Here is a 16,884-nt window from a genome sequence, read left to right as displayed (position 1 = left end):
CAACTATATTAGCGCCCGCTGTGCCAACAAAAATAAGGCTCTGGAGGTTACAGGATCATGACTGCGTAACCAACGGTTGGTGTGGGGGTTGCGCGACGGCGAAGTGGTCGAAGTATTTTGCCGGAGGGTGAATCCGCATCACAACGGGCCGACGGAGTGTTCACGAAGCTTTACACTCTGGACACCGGTGTCCAGTGCAATTGGACATACCGACTGTTCAGTTTGCTGAACAGTCGGTAACCGCTTTGGAAAACAGACGCGCCCGACCTTCCGAGGGGCCGTGCGTCTGCCTGGCTCTCCATCCCGCAACAACGGCGGAGTCGCGCCCGGTTACTCGGCGAACTTGCCGCAATCTGGCAATGGTCAAAGTCGTGTCCAAGCGGGGGCGAAGCAGGTGAACGCCTCCCAGCGCCCGTATTTCTCGTAGTTTGGGATGGACTCGTATTGGGAATATGGTATGGTACATTTTGCGGATAGCTCGTTATGGATGGACAAAAATACGGTAGTTGCAGAAAGTCGCGCAGACGGCAATCGGGTTCGTCGCTTGTCGAGTTTTCCCTGGTCGTGGTGCCACTGATGTTGCTGTTGTTTGGCATTATCCAATTCGGATTCATTTTCGCCGCGTACATGACGGTTCGAAATGCAACGGTCATAACTGCTCGATGGGCAAACTTACAGGTAACTCCGCCGCGTACCGTCGATGATATCAAGGCCTTCGCGAAACTACAGGTTCAGCCGATGTTGAATCCCAATAACGTGACCGCGGTCAACGTTAGTCAAACGAACGTTACGTCCGGCGTTACCAATACGAGTGTGGAGATCCAATATAACCTCCGTCTGATTATTCCGTGGGTCGTCCATGGCAGTAATGCTCCGAATACTTACCTCGTGAAGGCGACCAGCATCATGAGGTAAAATTACGCACCATGAAACGCAAACTGAAACACATTAGTCGGCGGGCCCCCGGAAGGGGGGAATCGGGTCACCACCTTGTCGAGTTTGCCCTGGTGGTACCGGTATTGGCATTGCTCCTGTGCGGTATTTGCCAATACGGTTTCATTTACGCCGCGAGCATGACGGTTCGAAATGCAACAATGACCGCCGCTCGGTATGCGATCCTGTCTGTAACCAATATTCCGACCATCGGTCAAGTCCAGGACTTCGCGGAGCACGCGGTTGCGCCGATGCTCGACCCCACTTTGGCAACGGCGACCGTGAATACCAATGTCACAGTCGGTGGCGTCGGCGGGGCGACGAGCGTACAAATTCAGTACGATCTGCCACTGGTCATTCCCTGGGTCCTCCGTGTCGCTAGAGGCACTAATGCTCCGGTTAGTTCCATCAGCTTGACCGCAACGACCATCATGAGATAATCACATACGCAACAGGAGAGCTTATGACTGGGAGACAACGATATTCTAAGGGGAGGTTTGAAAGAAGCGAGCGCGGCAGCACACTGGTGCTGGTCACACTATTTATTTTCGTTCTGTTCGGGTTTACGGCCCTCTCCATTGATGTTGCCAATGTTTATAGCCAGAAACACAAAGCGCATGATGCCACAGACGCAGCAGCATTGGCCGGCGTGGCGAAGCTTGCCCCCAGCGGTAGCGCTTCGGACGCGATCACGGAAGCCGAAGTAATCGCCAATACCAATGGTGTCACGCATGCCGAGATTACAGCGAGCAACACCGGTACGATCGAGGTCGGCTCGTGGGATGGCACGAACTTTACGGCAAACACTGCTCCCTTCAATGCAGTACACGTCCCGGCACAGCGCACCGTAACCAACCACTTCGGCAGGGTCGTCGGGTTCCCATTGATGACTCCGGTTGTTGATTCCATCGCCGAAATTGGGGTGCACTCCGTACCCTATGGAATCCCGTCGAGCGCGCTCCAGCCCATCGGCGGCACGAACACACTGCAACAGTGGAATCCGGGAAACTGGGGACTTGTGGAACTGTGCGGGCCGGTACCAAAAAACGATCCAGAACCTGTCATCACCAACGGCTGTTTCGGCTCCATAGGCTCGACGGTCCCGGCGGTACAAGGCATCCCGAATAAGACAGCCAACGCATTTCAGGACATGTACAACAGCGGCCAGACGGTTATCGTATTGCCGGTCACCAGTGACTTCCAGCAAGGGAGCAGTGGCGGTGGCGATGTCACGGTACAGAATTTCGTTATCGTCCAACTCTTGAACGCCGGCTCAGGTTCGGGCAGCGGCTGGAGCATCAACGTCCAGATTCTGGGACTGGGCTTTGACGACCTCAAACGGTTTGGGTTGGGGCCTGTCAGAAGTTTGGTGGAGTAGGCGAGGGACGGACGTAATTTGGAACCCGTAGGAGCCGTCAGTTCGAATTCTTTTTTGTCCGCCGCCAAGCCAATTCGTTGCCATCCTCCGGGGCTTCTGTTATCCTGAGCATAATGCCCATCACCGTTCAAGATCTCGCGGCGCAGATTGGCGGTCAGGTTGAAGGCGACGCGAATATCCAACTTACCGGCATCGCCCCGATCCCGCGCGCGCAAGTCACCGAGGTCACATTCGCGGAAAGTGCCAGGCATTGTGCCGCCGCGGAAAGGTGTGCCGCCGCCGCCGTCATCGCCCCGCTCGACGCGCCCGCCTCGCGGAAGACGTTGATCCGTGTGAAGAATCCCCGCGCCGCGTTTGCGCGGGCCCTGGCGATCTTTTGTCCGCCGCGCCCGTACCCCGCACAGATCCATCCAACCGCGCAACTCGGCCGCAACGTACGTCTCGGTGGGGGCGTTTTCATCGGTGAGTACGCGGTGCTGCGCGACAACGTGACGGTGGGCAACCGCACGGTCATTGAAGCGCAGTGCGTCATCGGTGAAGGCAGTTCACTGGGCGACGATTGTCTGCTCCATCCCAATGTCACCATCTACCACGACATCCGCATCGGCAACCGCGTCGCCATTCACGCCGGCGCGGTGATCGGCAGCGACGGTTTCGGCTATGTGCAGGACGGCAACGAGCGGCTAAAGATACCGCAGGTCGGCAACGTGATCATCGAAGACGACGTCGAGATTGGCGCAAACGCGGCGATCGACCGCGCGACGATGGATTCCACGATCATCAAGCGCTGGACGAAGATCGACAATCTTGTGCAAATCGCGCACAACGTCACGCTCGGCCAGAACTGCCTCGTGATCTCGCAGGCGGGCGTCGCGGGCAGCGTGGAGATTGGCGACAACGTCACGCTGGCCGGCCAGGCCGGCATTGCCGACCATCTCAAAATTGGCGCGAACTCCGTGGTGGCCGCGCAAAGCGGTGTCTCCGAGGATTTGCCGCCGGGCTCGGTTGTATTCGGCTCGCCTGCGCAGCCGATCATGCAAACCAAACGCCAGATCATCGCGTTGCGGAAACTGCCGGACTTGTTGCGGAAACTCGCGAAGTAATGTCGCAGCCTTCAGTGCTGGAAAAGCTTCCAGGCCAGCCACGCGGCAAAACCGAGAAACAACACCCCGCAGCAGCGCACCAGCACGGTCAGGGTTTGGTCCTTTACGCGACGATGCGCGCGCGATACGAAGAAAGCCAGCAGCAGGAACCACGTCGATCCGCCAGTGAGTACACCCATCGCGCAGAGCATCCGGCTCGCCCGTGTCGGGACGACCCATTCATGCGCGAAGAGCAATGTGATCACTGTCGCCCAGACGACAACCAACATCAGGTTCGAAATCGTCAGCGCGAACCCGAGGAAAAACGACTGTGGATGATGCCAGCGTTCGTCAAGTTTCCGGGCTTGATCAGCGCTGTCGCCCATTCGCTCGGATTTGAAAAGCAGGTAGCGGATGCCCATGGCGGCGATGACCACGACCGCAATGATGCGCATTACGCGCACGACGCGCGGCGCGTCGAGAATCGAAGAGTGTCCCCAGAGCATTAACGACGCATACACCGTCTCGGCGCACATCGCGCCGACGCCAACTAGGAAGGCGGTACCAAATCCGCGCCGCAGTGCCTGGTTGATGACGGTGAGATTCACCGGTCCCACCGGCACGGCAACAACAAATCCGGCGACGAATCCGGCAAGGATGGACTGAAACAAGTCTTCCACGTGCTGTTGCTTACCCCTCCAGGGTGTCCTCACCTTCTTCCGACTCGTCCGATTCGATCTCGCGTCGCCAGCGTTTGCTCACCCAGGGTCGCACGAGACCGTACAACAAGTAGCTGACGAACAACGCCGCCAACGTCACCTCGAACTCCGATACCAGCAACAACCCCACCACCGCCGCGCCCGCAAACGCCGCGACCGACCGCGCGGGCGTCCAGTCAATATATTTGAAGGTCGGATAGCGCACGTTGCTGACCATCAGGATTGACAGCAGGACCATCAACCCGGCCAGGGCGTAGCGCGACGGCCCCAGTTCATGTTCATGGCCCACCAGCCACATCATGAACATCGCCACGCTCACCACCACCGCGGCCGCGGAAGGAATGGGGAACCCGACAAACTCGAGACCTTTGTGACTCGCCGGCCGCATGCTCAGCACATTGAACCGCGCCAACCGGATCCCGCCGCACACCAGGTAGATCGCGGCAATCAGCCAGCCGGATCTTTCAAATTGATAGAGAACAATGCGGTACACCAAAAATGCCGGCGCGACGCCGAAACTCACGATGTCCGCCAACGAATCGAACTCGCGTCCGAAGTGCGACTCCTTCTTCGCCAGCCGCGCCAGTCGACCGTCGAGGAAGTCGCAGGCGAAGGCCGCCAGGATCAACCGAATGGCGATCAGGATCGGCTCGAAACCGAGAGCACGCTCGTATTTGAAAATCCACGTCAGCGCGAAGAACCCGCAGGCGAGGTTGCCCGCGGTCAGCAGGTTGGGCAGGAAATAGATCTGCACCCGCTCGTCGTTTTCCGGCGAAAGCACGGGCTTCGTCGGGCGCCCTTCCGGACGCGTGGACTTGTCATTTTCTTCTGGCAAGGACCGTCTCACCGCCTTTCGCATAGTCATCCACCCGCGCCGTGACTTTCACGCCCGGCGGCAGGAACAACTCCACGCGCGAGCCAAACCGGATCATCCCCAACCGCTCCCCACGCGTCAGTTTCGTGCCGGGATCAGCCCAGCCCACGATACGTCGCGCGATCAACCCCGCGATTTGCCGCACCGTCACACGAAACCCGTCCGCCGCGACGATGCCGATCACGCGGTTTTCGTTCTCCAGCGACGCATTGATGTTGCGGGCATCCAGAAACTTGCCCTTATTGTATTTCACAAACTTGATTTCACCCTCGATTGGCGCGCGTTGCACGTGAACGTCGAAGACCGACAGGAAAATCGCCACCATCGTTGCCTCGCCGTTCAGGAAATACGGTTCGTGGACTGTCCGGATCTCCACAATCGTGCCGTCCGCGGGCGAAACAATGGCCTTCGGGTCCGCCGGCGCCGCGCGCTGGGGATCGCGGAAAAATGAAATGGTGAACACCAGGAGCAACGCCGAAATGCCTGTCAGCACCACACGCAGCCAAACGCTGCAGTTCAGAAATGGCAGCGCAGCGCTCAACGCCGCAAAAATCAGGATCGGCCACCTGCCGGCAAGTAATGTGCGTGCGGTAAACATGCGAAGGCCGACATCTTAACCGAACCCACCCGCTTGTGAAACGAATTCTTGCGCCCACCCACCCTCTCGAATCCACCCCGGACTGAACGTGAGAGCGACACCCCTGACGAAACTCCGGCTCTCGCGTCTCTCTGTAGCGGTGGTCCATGACCGCCGTGTTTCCAGTAATACTCGCTATCGTTTCCCCAAAAACGACCCCACTTTTCAACGAAACCACCCCTAAAACCCCTCCCTGGTGGGTTCGTTTTCCAAAACGAACCCACCTGCAAACCGGGCCTGCAAACGATATAAGTATTTGTAAATTAACGCGATACACAAAAATATGCCTTCCAAAAACGGTGGGTTCGTTTCGCAGAAACACATATATTATTGGTCCCCGCGTGTCGTGCCGACTTGTCCGCCATGGCACGAAGCGCGACGGTGGAAGTCCTCGCGAAGGCGGATCTCCGTCGAAAATCGGTACCCACCTTGTTCCGTCTGCCTTTTTCCTTCTACTTTTCTGCATGCCCCGACCATACCCGTTTCAACGTGCCGAGTCCAGCAAAATTATCAATTTACGATATACGTTCATCAGGCGCACGTTGCACTCGCTCAACTCTCTCGCCGTAAACTTTCTTACTGTCAGGTCGTCTTCGTTCTGGTACAACATCGCGCAGTTGGTCTTGAGCGCGACCTCATGAAGCGATTGCCACACGTTCTCAACTTTCCGCCGTCATCGACCAAAGGCGAATGGTGGAAGGACCAGATCATCTGCGGCGACTCCCTGCCAATCCTGCGCGCCGTGCCGGATGAAAGCGTCCACCTAGCGATTACCTCGCCGCCCTACAATGTTGGCCTCGAATATGACTCACACAACGACAAGATGCCCTACGAGCAGTATTTGCAATGGCTCACGTCGTACTGGGGGGAACTGTACCGCGTCCTCGTGCCGGGCGGCCGCTTTGCCCTCAACATCGCGCCCACCAGCATCAAGGACTTTCGCCCGATCCACTACCACATGACCCGTGACCTGGTGAATGTCGGCTTCATCATGCGCACGGAGATTCTCTGGTACAAGCAGACGATGCGGCGTCGCACCGCGTGGGGTTCGTGGAAAAGCCCGCGCAACCCGCATGTGGTGCCAAGTTGGGAATATGTGCTCGTGTTCTCGAAAGGCTCCTGGACGTTGGAGGGCGACAAAGCCGATGCGGACATTACGGGCGAGGAATTCATAAAATATTCCGACGCATTCTGGCAAATCCAGCCCGAAACCCGTGACCGTCAACCCTTCCTGAAGAGTCTCTATCCACCGCGTCGGGGACATAAGGCGCCCGAGGAAACGAAAAACGGCCACCCCGCTCCATTTCCTGAGGAGCTAATCAAACGGCTGATTAAATTCTACAGTTACCGGGGTAATGTCATTCTCGATCCCTTCGGCGGCACTGGCACTGTGGCCGCGGTTGCCCAGCGATACGGACGCCACTTCGTTCACCTTGATCTCTCCAGGAAATACTGTGCAATCGCGGCGCAACGCGTCAGAGCTGAGGCCAAGAAATCACGTCGTGCGGAGGCAGTGACGCTTGAACCAGGCTGAAAGACCTCTCCCGTCAATGCAGTATCCGTCTCTGCCTTCCATCTTGCTTCGTGTTCTTCGTGTCTGCTTCGCGCAATTCGTGCACACCGCCCCCGCCGACTGTCTGGTTGCGGGCTTTCCTTGACGCTGCTATTTGCGCGCCTATCAAAGCGCCGAAGTCGTTGCGAAGGCGGATAAGCGAATCGAAGATTTAATCTTGTGTCGAAAAAAACGCGCGTCTATGGTGACGGCACATGGGATCGACGTCACTCGTGTCACTAATCGCTCTCCTGCTTGTCGCCGGCCAGGGTTTGTCCATTTCCGCTCCGCTGTCCGATGCCTCCAAATCAGGACAACCGGCCGCTCCGGATTTCGGCCCGAATGTCCTGGTTTTCGATTCGTCCATGACCGCGGCAACCATACAGAGGCGGCTCGATGCGGTGTTCAGCACTCAGGAACGGAACCAGTTTGGGCCGGATCGCTACGCGCTTCTCTTCAAGCCCGGCAAGTACGACCTGGATGTGCAGGTCGGTTTTTACACGCAGGTCATCGGCTTGGGAAAATCTCCCGACGACGTCGCCATTACCGGTGCAGTACGCTCGAAGGCGAACTGGATGCGGGGCAATGCCACCTGCAATTTCTGGCGCAGCGCGGAAAATCTCTCGGTGACCCCGACCCAGGACGACAAGATCAATATCTGGGCTGTCTCACAGGGCACCGCGCTCCGCCGCGTCCATATCAAGGGCGATTTGAATTTGTCGGACGGCGGTTGGTCCAGCGGCGGGTTCATCGCGGATTCGAAGATTGACGGCCACACCAATTCCGGGACCCAGCAGCAATGGCTTTCGAGAAACACCGCATTCGGCAGTTGGACCGGCGGCGCATGGAACATGGTTTTCGTCGGTACGGTCAACCCACCGGCCGGGGCGTGGCCCAGCCCGCCCTATACGGTCATTGATAATACGCCGCTCATCCGCGAGAAGCCGTATCTCTTCATCGACGACAACGGACACTGGTTCGTCATGGTTCCAGACCTCGCCGCCAAAGGTGCGCGGGGCATCACCTGGTCGGGTAACCCCTCGTCAGGAAAACCCTTACCGTTAGATCGCTTTTACCTGGCCCACCCCGGAACAGACACCGCCGCCACGATCAACGCCGCGCTGAAAAAGGGCCAGAACCTGCTGCTCACTCCCGGAATTTATCACCTGGAAAGCAGCCTCCAGATCTCTCGACCCGGCACCGTGGTGCTCGGACTGGGCTTCCCAACTCTGGTACCGGACCGGGGAACCGCAGCGATGACGACTGCCGATGTCGATGGCGTGAAGGTTGGGGGGATCCTGTTTGAGGCTGGCGCCTCCAATTCGCCAACTCTGTTCCAAGTTGGCGAGCCCGGCTCTTCCAAATCCCATGCGACGGATCCGATATTTGTCTACGATATTTTTTGCCGGGTGGGAGGCGCTGCGCTGGGGACCGCCACGTGCATGGTCACGATCAATTCCCGTGACGTCGTCGGCGATAATTTCTGGTTGTGGCGCGCGGACCACGGTCAGGGCGTGGGTTGGAATTCAAACAAGAACGCCAATGGGCTGGTCGTGAACGGGGATAATGTTACCTTCTACGGCCTCTTCGTCGAGCACTGCCAGCAGTACCAAACGCTCTGGAACGGCAATGGCGGGTGCGTCTATTTCTACCAATCGGAGATGCCTTACGACCCGCCAAGTCAGGACGCCTGGCGACACGGAGATTCCAACGGATACGCGTCGTATAAAGTCGCCGACAACGTAAAGACACACGACGCTTGGGGACTCGGCGTCTATTGCGTGTTTCATGGAGGGCCGGTGGTTGCCGACGATGCCATCGAAACGCCGACCGCCCCCGCTATCAAGATGCACCACATGATCGCCCTCCGGCTCGGTGGACGCTCCAACGGCAGTATCGCCCATGTTATCAATGGTACCGGCCCCGTCTCGGGCCGCAGCGCCACCGTGGACTGAGGCAGCGTCGGCCCAACACCGGACCGGAAAGATCGATCAAATCAAGACGCCCTCACCCGTCTGTCTGGTTGCGGGCTTTCCTTGAAGCTGCTATCGTCAAGAGCAGTATTTGACATCCTCCGGCCATGACATATTTTGACAACTGTCGCCTGGATTTGGTGTTAAACTGAACGTCCGTCGGATTGCGCCTGTCTAAAACCATGCTGAAACACGACCCGGTTCAAGATCGACAGCGTTTAGACCAGCCCGCCCCACCTACGGCTGACAAACCGCTCAAACAGTATCAGGCTCCTGAAGGGAACACCCCTTCAAGGAGGAATCTTGGTACTTGGATTCTTTGCGCTTTGTTGGTGTTGGGCATCCTTTGGGTGGTGCGTTATTACCGCGCGGCTTCTGCAAAAAGTGCGGCCGCCGCTGCCGCCCATTCCGGCCCGCCAGCGGTACCGGTTGTCGAGGGCAAGGTTGTCCAGAAAGACGTGCCGATCTATGTGGACGGACTCGGCACCGTCCAGGCTTTCAATACCGTGACCGTCCATGTCCGCGTGGATGGTCAACTGCAGAAGGTCGCTTTCGTGGAGGGACAGGACGTGCATGCGGGTGACCTGCTCGCGCAGATCGATCCGGATCCGTTCCGGACCCAGCTCGAGCAAACCGAAGCCAAAAAGGCGCAGGATGAGTCGCAATTGGCCAACGCCCGGTTGGATCTGCAACGGGATGCCGAACTGATCGCCCAAAAAATCGCCACCCAGCAGGCGTACGACACTCAAAAGGCGCTTGTTGCCCAACTGGAGGCCACCGTCAAAGCTGACCAGGCGGCCATCGACAGCGCGAAGGTTCAACTCGACTACACGACGATCACTTCCCCGCTCGATGGCCGCACCGGCATTCGCCTGGTTGACCAGGGAAACATCGTCCATGCCACCGACGCGAATGGCCTCGTGGTCATTACGCAACTGCACCCGATTTCCGTGGTCTTCACGCTCCCGGAGCAATCGCTCAACGATATTCAAAAGGAAATGTCGTCGAGTGAGGTCACGGTTCTGGCAGTGGACCGCGATAACACCACACAGTTGGGCGAGGGCAAGCTGGCGGTGATCGACAATCAAATCGACACCACCACCGGTACCATCCGGCTCAAGGCCACATTTGCCAATGAGGACCTGCGACTTTGGCCGGGCCAGTTTGTGAACGCGCGCCTCCTGCTGACCACGCGCAAGGGCGGTCTCGTCGTGCCGGCCTTCGCAGTGCAGCGCGGACCCGACGGCTCGTACGTGTTCGTGATTAAGGACGATCAATCGGTGGAAGTCCGCGCGGTGAAGGTCGCGCAGATCGAAAAGGGCGAGGCGCTGATCGACGAAGGGCTCAAACCCAACGAGAACATTGTCGTCGACGGCCAGTACCGACTGCAGATCGGCTCGCACGTGAAGCCTGCTCCAGCGGCCAAAGCGGCTGCTCCCGCATCCTGACGGCTGACCCCGTGAACATTTCGGAACCTTTCATCCATCGGCCGGTTGCCACGTCGCTGCTGATGGCGGGCGTGGTGCTGATGGGATTGCTGGGATACATCCTCCTGCCCATCTCGGCGTTGCCCCCGGTTGATTTTCCCACTATCCAGGTAACGGCCCAGTACCCCGGCGCGAGCCCGGACGTGATGGCCTCGTCAGTCACCACTCCCCTGGAACGCCAATTCGGCCAGATCAGCGGCCTGGCGCAGATGACGTCGCAGAGTTCCTTCGGCAACTCGACCATCATCCTGCAATTCAACCTCGACCGCGACATCGACGCGGCTGCGCAGGATGTCCAGGCCGCGATAAATGCCGCCAGCGGTGTTCTGCCTAAGAACATGCCGAACCCGCCCACCTACAGCAAGGTCAACCCGGCCGACACGCCGATTCTCACCTTGCAGATCACCTCCGACACGCTGCCCCTGGAAAAAGTCAACGACCTCGCTGATACCGTGCTGGCCCAAAAACTCAGCCAGGTGACCGGGGTCGGGTTGGTCACCATCGAAGGCAACCAGAAGCCCGCCGTTCGCGTCCGCATCAATCCAGCGGCGATCGCTTCACTCGGCCTGAGCCTGGAGGACGTGCGCACCGCCCTTACACAGAACAATATCAACGCGCCAAAAGGTAGCTTCGACGGCCCGCGTCAATCATATGCCATCGGCGCGAACGACCAGATCCTCTCCGCCGAACAGTATCGGCCCGTGATCGTGGCGTACACGAATGGCTCCCCGGTCCGGCTCGGTGACATTGGCGAAGTGATCGACAACGTGGAGAATGTGCGCCTTGCCGGCTGGGTGGGCAGCACGCCGTCGGTCATCATGGATATCCAGCGCCAGCCGGGCGCCAACATCATCGAAACCGCCGATCGTGTAAAGGCCCTGTTACCCCGACTCAGCGCGTCCATTCCGCCCGCGATCAAAGTCTCCATCTTGACCGACCGCACCGCCACCATCCGCGCCTCCGTCCACGACGTGCAGTTCACGCTGATTCTCACGGTGTTCCTGGTCGTCATGGTCATGTTCATCTTCTTGCGAAAATTCTGGGCGACCGTCATCCCCAGTGTCGCGCTGCCATTGGCCATCATCGGCACATTCGGCGTCATGAAGCTGGTTGGCTTCAGCCTCGACAACCTCTCGCTCATGGCGCTGACCATCTCCACCGGGTTCGTGGTGGACGACGCGATCGTGATGATCGAAAACATCGTCCGCTTTATCGAAGCCGGGGACCCGCCGCTGGAGGCCGCGCTCAAGGGCGCCAAGCAAATCGGTTTCACGGTCATTTCGCTGAGCATCTCGCTGATCGCCGTCTTCATCCCCTTGCTGTTCATGACCGGTATCGTCGGCCGTCTCTTCCGGGAATTCGCCATCACCTTGAGCGTGGCCGTGGCGGTTTCAGCCATTGTCTCGCTGACCCTTACTCCCATGATGTGCAGTCGCCTGTTGAAGCAGGAAAAAGGCAAAGAGCAGGGTCTCTTCTATCGCCTGACCGAGCGAATGTTCCAGGGCATGCTCGATTGGTACGAACGCGGCCTCAAGTGGGTGTTCAAGCACCAACCACTGACCCTGATGGTTGCCATCGCGACCCTGGTCATCACGATCTGGCTGTACGTGATTATTCCCAAGGGCCTGTTGCCGCAACAGGACACCGGTTTGATCGTTGGCGAGACCGACGCCGCGCAATCCATCTCCTTCAAGGCCATGGTCGAGCGCCAGCGGCTCATCGCCGAGATCGTGCGCAAGGATCCGGATGTCGTCAGCGTGGCCTCGTTCGTGGGGGCGGGAACGGTCAACGCCACGGCCAATACCGGCCATCTCTATATCAATCTCAAGCCGCGCGACCAACGCAAAGCCAGCGCCAGCGCGATCATCGACCGTTTGCGCGATGCAACCAAAGACGTCGAGGGGGTCGCGCTTTTCATGCAAGCCGTGCAGGATGTTCAGATCGACAGCCGTGTCAGCCGCACGCAGTACCAATACACGCTGGAGGATGCCGATGAAGCCGAACTCTCCGAATGGTCGACGAAGTTGCTCAACAAGCTGCGCGCGTTGCCGGACCTGGTCGATCTGGCCACCGATCAGCAGGCCAGCGGCCTGCAACTGAGCATCGATGTTGACCGGAGCACCGCCGCGCGCCTGAACGTCCTGCCCCAGGCCATCGACGACACGCTCTACGACGCCTTCGGACAGCGGCAGGTGTCGATCATGTTCACCCAGCTCAACCAGTATCGCGTCATTCTCGAGGCCGAACCTCATTTCCAACTTACGCCCGCGTCGTTGGACAAGATTTACGTCAAATCCTCCACCGGCCAAATGGTGCCGCTGAGCGCCTTTACCCATGTACGTACGACTACCGCGGCGCTCGCGATCGTTCACGAGGGTCAATTCCCAGCGGTGACGCTGTCCTTCAACCTGCGACCAGGCAGCTCGCTGGGTTCCGCGATTAACGCCATTCAACTCGCGGAAAAGGAAATCGCCCTGCCGGAAACGGTCATGACGAGGTTTTCCGGTAGCGCCGCGGAATTCAGGACCTCACTGAAAAGCGAGCCCTTTCTGATTCTGGCCGCCGTCGTCGTGATCTACATCGTCCTGGGTGTGCTCTATGAGAGCTACATTCATCCGATCACCATCCTCTCGACCCTGCCCTCGGCCGGCGTGGGAGCGCTGCTGGCGCTGTTGATCTGCCGCACCGACTTTTCAATGATCGCCCTGATTGGGGTCGTCCTGCTGATCGGTATCGTCAAGAAGAACGCGATCATGATGATCGACTTTGCGCTCGAAGCCGAACGCGTAGAGGGATTGCCGCCGGAAAAATCGATCTATCAAGCCTGCCTGTTGCGGTTCCGACCCATCATGATGACCACGGCGGCCGCGCTGCTCGGCGCGTTGCCCCTGGCGCTGGAAACCGGCACCGGCTCGGAATTGCGCCGTCCGATGGGCATCTCGATTGTCGGCGGCTTGCTCTTGTCACAATTTCTCACGCTCTACACGACGCCGGTGATCTATCTATACATGGATCGGTGCGAGAAATGGGTCCGACGCTGGCGTGCTTCCGCCGGCTTGTCGAGCGCGGGTGAACTGGAAAGCGGAGTCCTGCCTCCCCCGGCGTCATGAACGTTTCCGAACCTTTCATTCATCGTCCGGCGGGAACATCCCTGTTGGCCGCGGGACTCTTCCTGATGGGAATCGTGGCCTATCATTTTCTCCCGGTCGCGGCAATCCCGCGTGTCGACTATCCCATCATTTCGGTCTCGGCATCGTTGCCGGGTGCGGAACCGGCCACGGTCGCTTCCGCCCTCGCCGCTCCGCTGGAACGTCGCCTGGCCCAGATTTCCGGCGTCTCGGAGATTACCTCCATCAGCACACTTGGCGGTTGTTCGGTGACCATTCAGTTCGATTTGAATCGCAATATCGACGGCGCGGCCCGCGACGTACAGGCCGCCATTAACGCCGCTTCCAGCGAATTACCCCTCGACCTTCCCAACCCACCGACCTATCGCAAGGTGAACCCGGCCGACGCGCCAATCATGGTCTTGGCGATGACTTCCGATACATTGCCGGCTCCGCAGGTCTTCGAATACGGTGACACGATCATCGGCCAGAAACTCAGCCAGGTCGAGGGGGTCAGCCAGGTCACCATCACGGGCGCGGAAAAATCCGCCGTGCGTATTCAGGTTAATCCCGCTGCGCTGGCTTCCACCGGCCTCAGTCTCGAAGACATTCGCACTTTTCTTGGACAGGTCGCGGTCGATCTCCCCAAGGGCAGCTTCGATGGCGAACGCCTGTCTTATACGATTGTCAGTAACGACCAACTGGTGGATGCCCGTGAATTTCGTCCCTTGATTCTACGTCAAAAGAACAATGTTCCCATCAAGCTCAGTTCGCTGGGCAAAGTGGTGGAGGGCGTCGAGAACAACCTGTTGGGCGGCTGGTCGGGCACGAAGCGGGCTGTGTTGGTCATCATTTCCAAGCAAGCGGGTGCGAACGTCATCGAGACCGTGGAGCGAATCAAGGCGCAACTCCCCCAACTGGAGCGATGGATCCCGCCGACCGTGAAGCTCTCCATACTCAGCGACCGGACCACCACCATTCGCGCTTCGGTCAACGACGTGGAACTCTCTTTGGTTCTTAGCATCAGCCTGGTTGTGATGGTAATCTTTCTCTTTCTGCGCCGATTCTGGCCCACATTTATCGCAAGCGTGACGGTGCCGCTCGCGCTCGCCGGCACCTTCGGTGTCATGTATCTACTGAACTACAGCGTCGACAACCTTTCGTTGATGGCCATTACCATCTCGGTTGGCTTTGTCGTCGATGACGCCATCGTTGTCATCGAGAATGTTTTTCGGTTTATCGAGAAGGGCGACACCACCCTGCAAGCGGCGCTTCAGGGCGCCCGGCAGATCGGCTTCACGGTGATCACCATCAGCACATCCCTCGTGGCGGTGTTCATTCCCCTCCTCTTCATGGGTGGATTGATCGGCCGTTTGTTTCATGAATTCGCGGTTACGCTCAGCCTCGCCATCCTGGTGTCCGGGGTGATATCGCTCACTCTTACCCCGATGATGTGTTCCCGTTTTCTAAAACCGGAATCCGCCTACGGGCCGCCAAGCCGGTTGTATCGAGTGTGTGAAGGGACATTCAATTGGCTATTGGCCGGCTACGAGCACGGGCTCAAATGGGTCCTGCGCCACCAGAGCTTCATGTTGCTGGTTGCGCTGGCAACCATTATCGCCACCATTTGGCTCTACGTCATTGTGCCGAAGGGATTCTTCCCGCAACAGGATACTGGCGTGATGATCGGCGTGACCGAGGCGGCCCAGGACATCTCGTTCGCCACCATGGCCAACCTTCAGGCTCAAGTCGCCCAGATCGTCCTCGCCGATCCGGCGGTCGATACGGTGGGTTCGTTTATCGGGGCCGCCTCCGGCAATTCGACCGTGAACAACGGCCGCATGTTCATCACCCTCAAACCGCTTTCGCGAAGAAAAGTGCATGTGGACGAAGTTATCAACCGGCTCAGGCGTAAATTGACGGATGTGCCCGGCATCACGCTTTTCCTGCAGGCAATTCAGGATATCCGGGTCGGCGGTCGGCTCGGCAAGGCCCAATACCAATACGCCCTGCAGTCGGGAGACCTGGGCGAACTCAACCACTGGTCCACGGTACTGGTGGACAAGCTCCGCACGATCAAGGACCTCAAGGATGTCAGCAGTGACCAGCAAATGAGCGGGCTGCAAGCCAACATCGTCGTTGATCGCGATGCGGCGTCCCGCCTCGGCGTTTCTCCCCAGGTGATCGACAACACTCTGTACGATGCCTTTGGGCAGCGGCAGGTCGCGACGATCTACGAGCAGTACAATCAGCACCACGTCATCCTTGAGGTTTCTCCCGAGTATCAGTTGGATCCCGCGTCGTTGAGCAAGATCTATGTGCAGTCCGACACCGGCCAGCAGGTGCCACTGGCCAGTGTCGCGAAATTCACGACGAGCAATACCAGCCTGTCCGTCAATCACCAGGGTCAATTCCCGGCAGTCACCATTTCCTTCAACCTAGCCACCGGCGTCTCGCTTGGCAAGGCCGCCGAGTTGATCCAAAGCGCCGCGCAGGAACTGCGGATGCCCTCGAGTGTGCAAGGCAGCTTCCAGGGCACCGCGCAGGTCTTCCAGGCTACGTTGACGTCCATGCCCTTGCTGATCGTCGCGGCGCTTCTTGCGGTGTATATCGTGTTGGGAATGCTGTACGAAAGCCTGATCCATCCCGTCACGATTCTCCTGTCGCTCCCGTCGGCAGGAGTCGGGGCCGTGTTGGCTCTCATGATTTTTGGCGTCGATCTTTCGCTGGTTTCCTTTATCGGCATCATTCTACTGATGGGCATCGTGAAGAAAAATGCCATCATGATGATCGACTTCGCCCTCGAAGCCGAGCGCGTGGAAGGTTTGACCCCGGAAGAGGCGATCTACAAAGCCTGCGTCATCCGCTTCCGCCCGATCATGATGACCACGATGGCCGCGCTGCTCGGCGCGGTTCCTCTCGCCATCGGGCTCGGGACGGGCTCGGAATTGCGCCGACCGCTGGGGATTGCCGTCGTGGGCGGCCTGTTGTTCTCGCAGGTCCTCACCCTATACACCACTCCCGTGGTTTATCTCTTCTTCGAACACCTGCGCCGGCGCGTCAAGCTTCGCCGTCACCAAGCCAATGAGGGCGAACTCGCAACGGTACAGTAGTGTCGGCAAGCAGTTGCACCTGTCAGGGA

The 16,884-nt window shown here is 58.7% G+C and carries 12 protein-coding genes; 9 read left to right on the top strand and 3 right to left on the bottom strand.

From position 1 onward, the window contains the following. Positions 1 to 483: 483 nt before the first annotated feature. The 4 genes from VNL17_09880 (at position 484) to lpxD (ending at position 3,414) form a co-directional block, all read left to right on the top strand. Positions 484 to 915, top strand: a complete 432-nt coding sequence (locus VNL17_09880; GenBank protein ID HXI84383.1) for a TadE family protein — start codon at positions 484 to 486, stop codon at positions 913 to 915. 11 nt (positions 916 to 926) lie between these two features. Then, entirely contained in the window at positions 927 to 1,373 is a 447-nt protein-coding gene (locus VNL17_09875; protein ID HXI84382.1) for a TadE/TadG family type IV pilus assembly protein, read from the top strand. An 86-nt stretch (positions 1,374 to 1,459) separates the two neighbouring features. After that, a complete protein-coding gene (locus tag VNL17_09870; GenBank protein ID HXI84381.1) occupies positions 1,460 to 2,311 on the top strand; it encodes a pilus assembly protein TadG-related protein in 852 nt (283 codons plus the stop codon). Between the two features lie 113 nt (positions 2,312 to 2,424). After that, positions 2,425 to 3,414: a UDP-3-O-(3-hydroxymyristoyl)glucosamine N-acyltransferase gene (gene lpxD / locus VNL17_09865; protein ID HXI84380.1), complete on the top strand. Its 990-nt coding sequence runs from the start codon at positions 2,425 to 2,427 to the stop codon at positions 3,412 to 3,414. An 11-nt stretch (positions 3,415 to 3,425) separates the two neighbouring features. On the opposite strand, the gene VNL17_09860 is transcribed toward lpxD, so the two are convergent. Genes VNL17_09860 through VNL17_09850 form a run of 3 tightly spaced genes read right to left on the bottom strand, consistent with a single transcriptional unit; the run spans position 3,426 to position 5,584 of the window. Continuing rightward, positions 3,426 to 4,073 carry a LysE family transporter gene (locus VNL17_09860; protein ID HXI84379.1) on the bottom strand — a complete coding sequence of 216 codons (648 nt, stop codon included), beginning with the start codon at positions 4,071 to 4,073 and terminating at the stop codon, positions 3,426 to 3,428. A 10-nt stretch (positions 4,074 to 4,083) separates the two neighbouring features. Then, positions 4,084 to 4,947 carry a CDP-diacylglycerol--serine O-phosphatidyltransferase gene (gene pssA, locus VNL17_09855; GenBank protein HXI84378.1) on the bottom strand — a complete coding sequence of 288 codons (864 nt, stop codon included), beginning with the start codon at positions 4,945 to 4,947 and terminating at the stop codon, positions 4,084 to 4,086. Further along, complete coding sequence (locus VNL17_09850) at positions 4,931 to 5,584, bottom strand: phosphatidylserine decarboxylase family protein (protein ID HXI84377.1); 654 nt, start codon at positions 5,582 to 5,584, stop codon at positions 4,931 to 4,933. Before VNL17_09850 ends, pssA begins: the two co-directional genes overlap by 17 nt. Positions 5,585 to 6,260: 676 nt before the next feature. Here VNL17_09850 and VNL17_09845 point away from each other — a divergent pair. The 5 genes from VNL17_09845 to VNL17_09825 all read left to right on the top strand — a co-directional run bounded on the left by VNL17_09845 (position 6,261) and on the right by VNL17_09825 (position 16,855). Then, complete coding sequence (locus VNL17_09845) at positions 6,261 to 7,157, top strand: site-specific DNA-methyltransferase (GenBank protein HXI84376.1); 897 nt, start codon at positions 6,261 to 6,263, stop codon at positions 7,155 to 7,157. Between the two features lie 233 nt (positions 7,158 to 7,390). After that, positions 7,391 to 9,130, top strand: coding sequence for a coagulation factor 5/8 type domain-containing protein (locus VNL17_09840; protein HXI84375.1), 1,740 nt, complete (start codon positions 7,391 to 7,393; stop codon positions 9,128 to 9,130). Between the two features lie 350 nt (positions 9,131 to 9,480). Continuing rightward, complete coding sequence (locus VNL17_09835; GenBank protein HXI84374.1) at positions 9,481 to 10,596, top strand: efflux RND transporter periplasmic adaptor subunit; 1,116 nt, start codon at positions 9,481 to 9,483, stop codon at positions 10,594 to 10,596. Between the two features lie 11 nt (positions 10,597 to 10,607). Next, entirely contained in the window at positions 10,608 to 13,745 is a 3,138-nt protein-coding gene (locus VNL17_09830; GenBank protein HXI84373.1) for a multidrug efflux RND transporter permease subunit, read from the top strand. Beyond that, positions 13,742 to 16,855 carry an efflux RND transporter permease subunit gene (locus VNL17_09825; GenBank protein ID HXI84372.1) on the top strand — a complete coding sequence of 1,038 codons (3,114 nt, stop codon included), beginning with the start codon at positions 13,742 to 13,744 and terminating at the stop codon, positions 16,853 to 16,855. Before VNL17_09830 ends, VNL17_09825 begins: the two co-directional genes overlap by 4 nt. The last annotated feature ends 29 nt before the right edge of the window (positions 16,856 to 16,884 follow it).

The organism is Verrucomicrobiia bacterium (assembly GCA_035577545.1).
GTDB lineage: Bacteria > Verrucomicrobiota > Verrucomicrobiia > Palsa-1439 > Palsa-1439 > Palsa-1439.
This window is presented reverse-complemented; position numbering and strand designations above follow the sequence as displayed.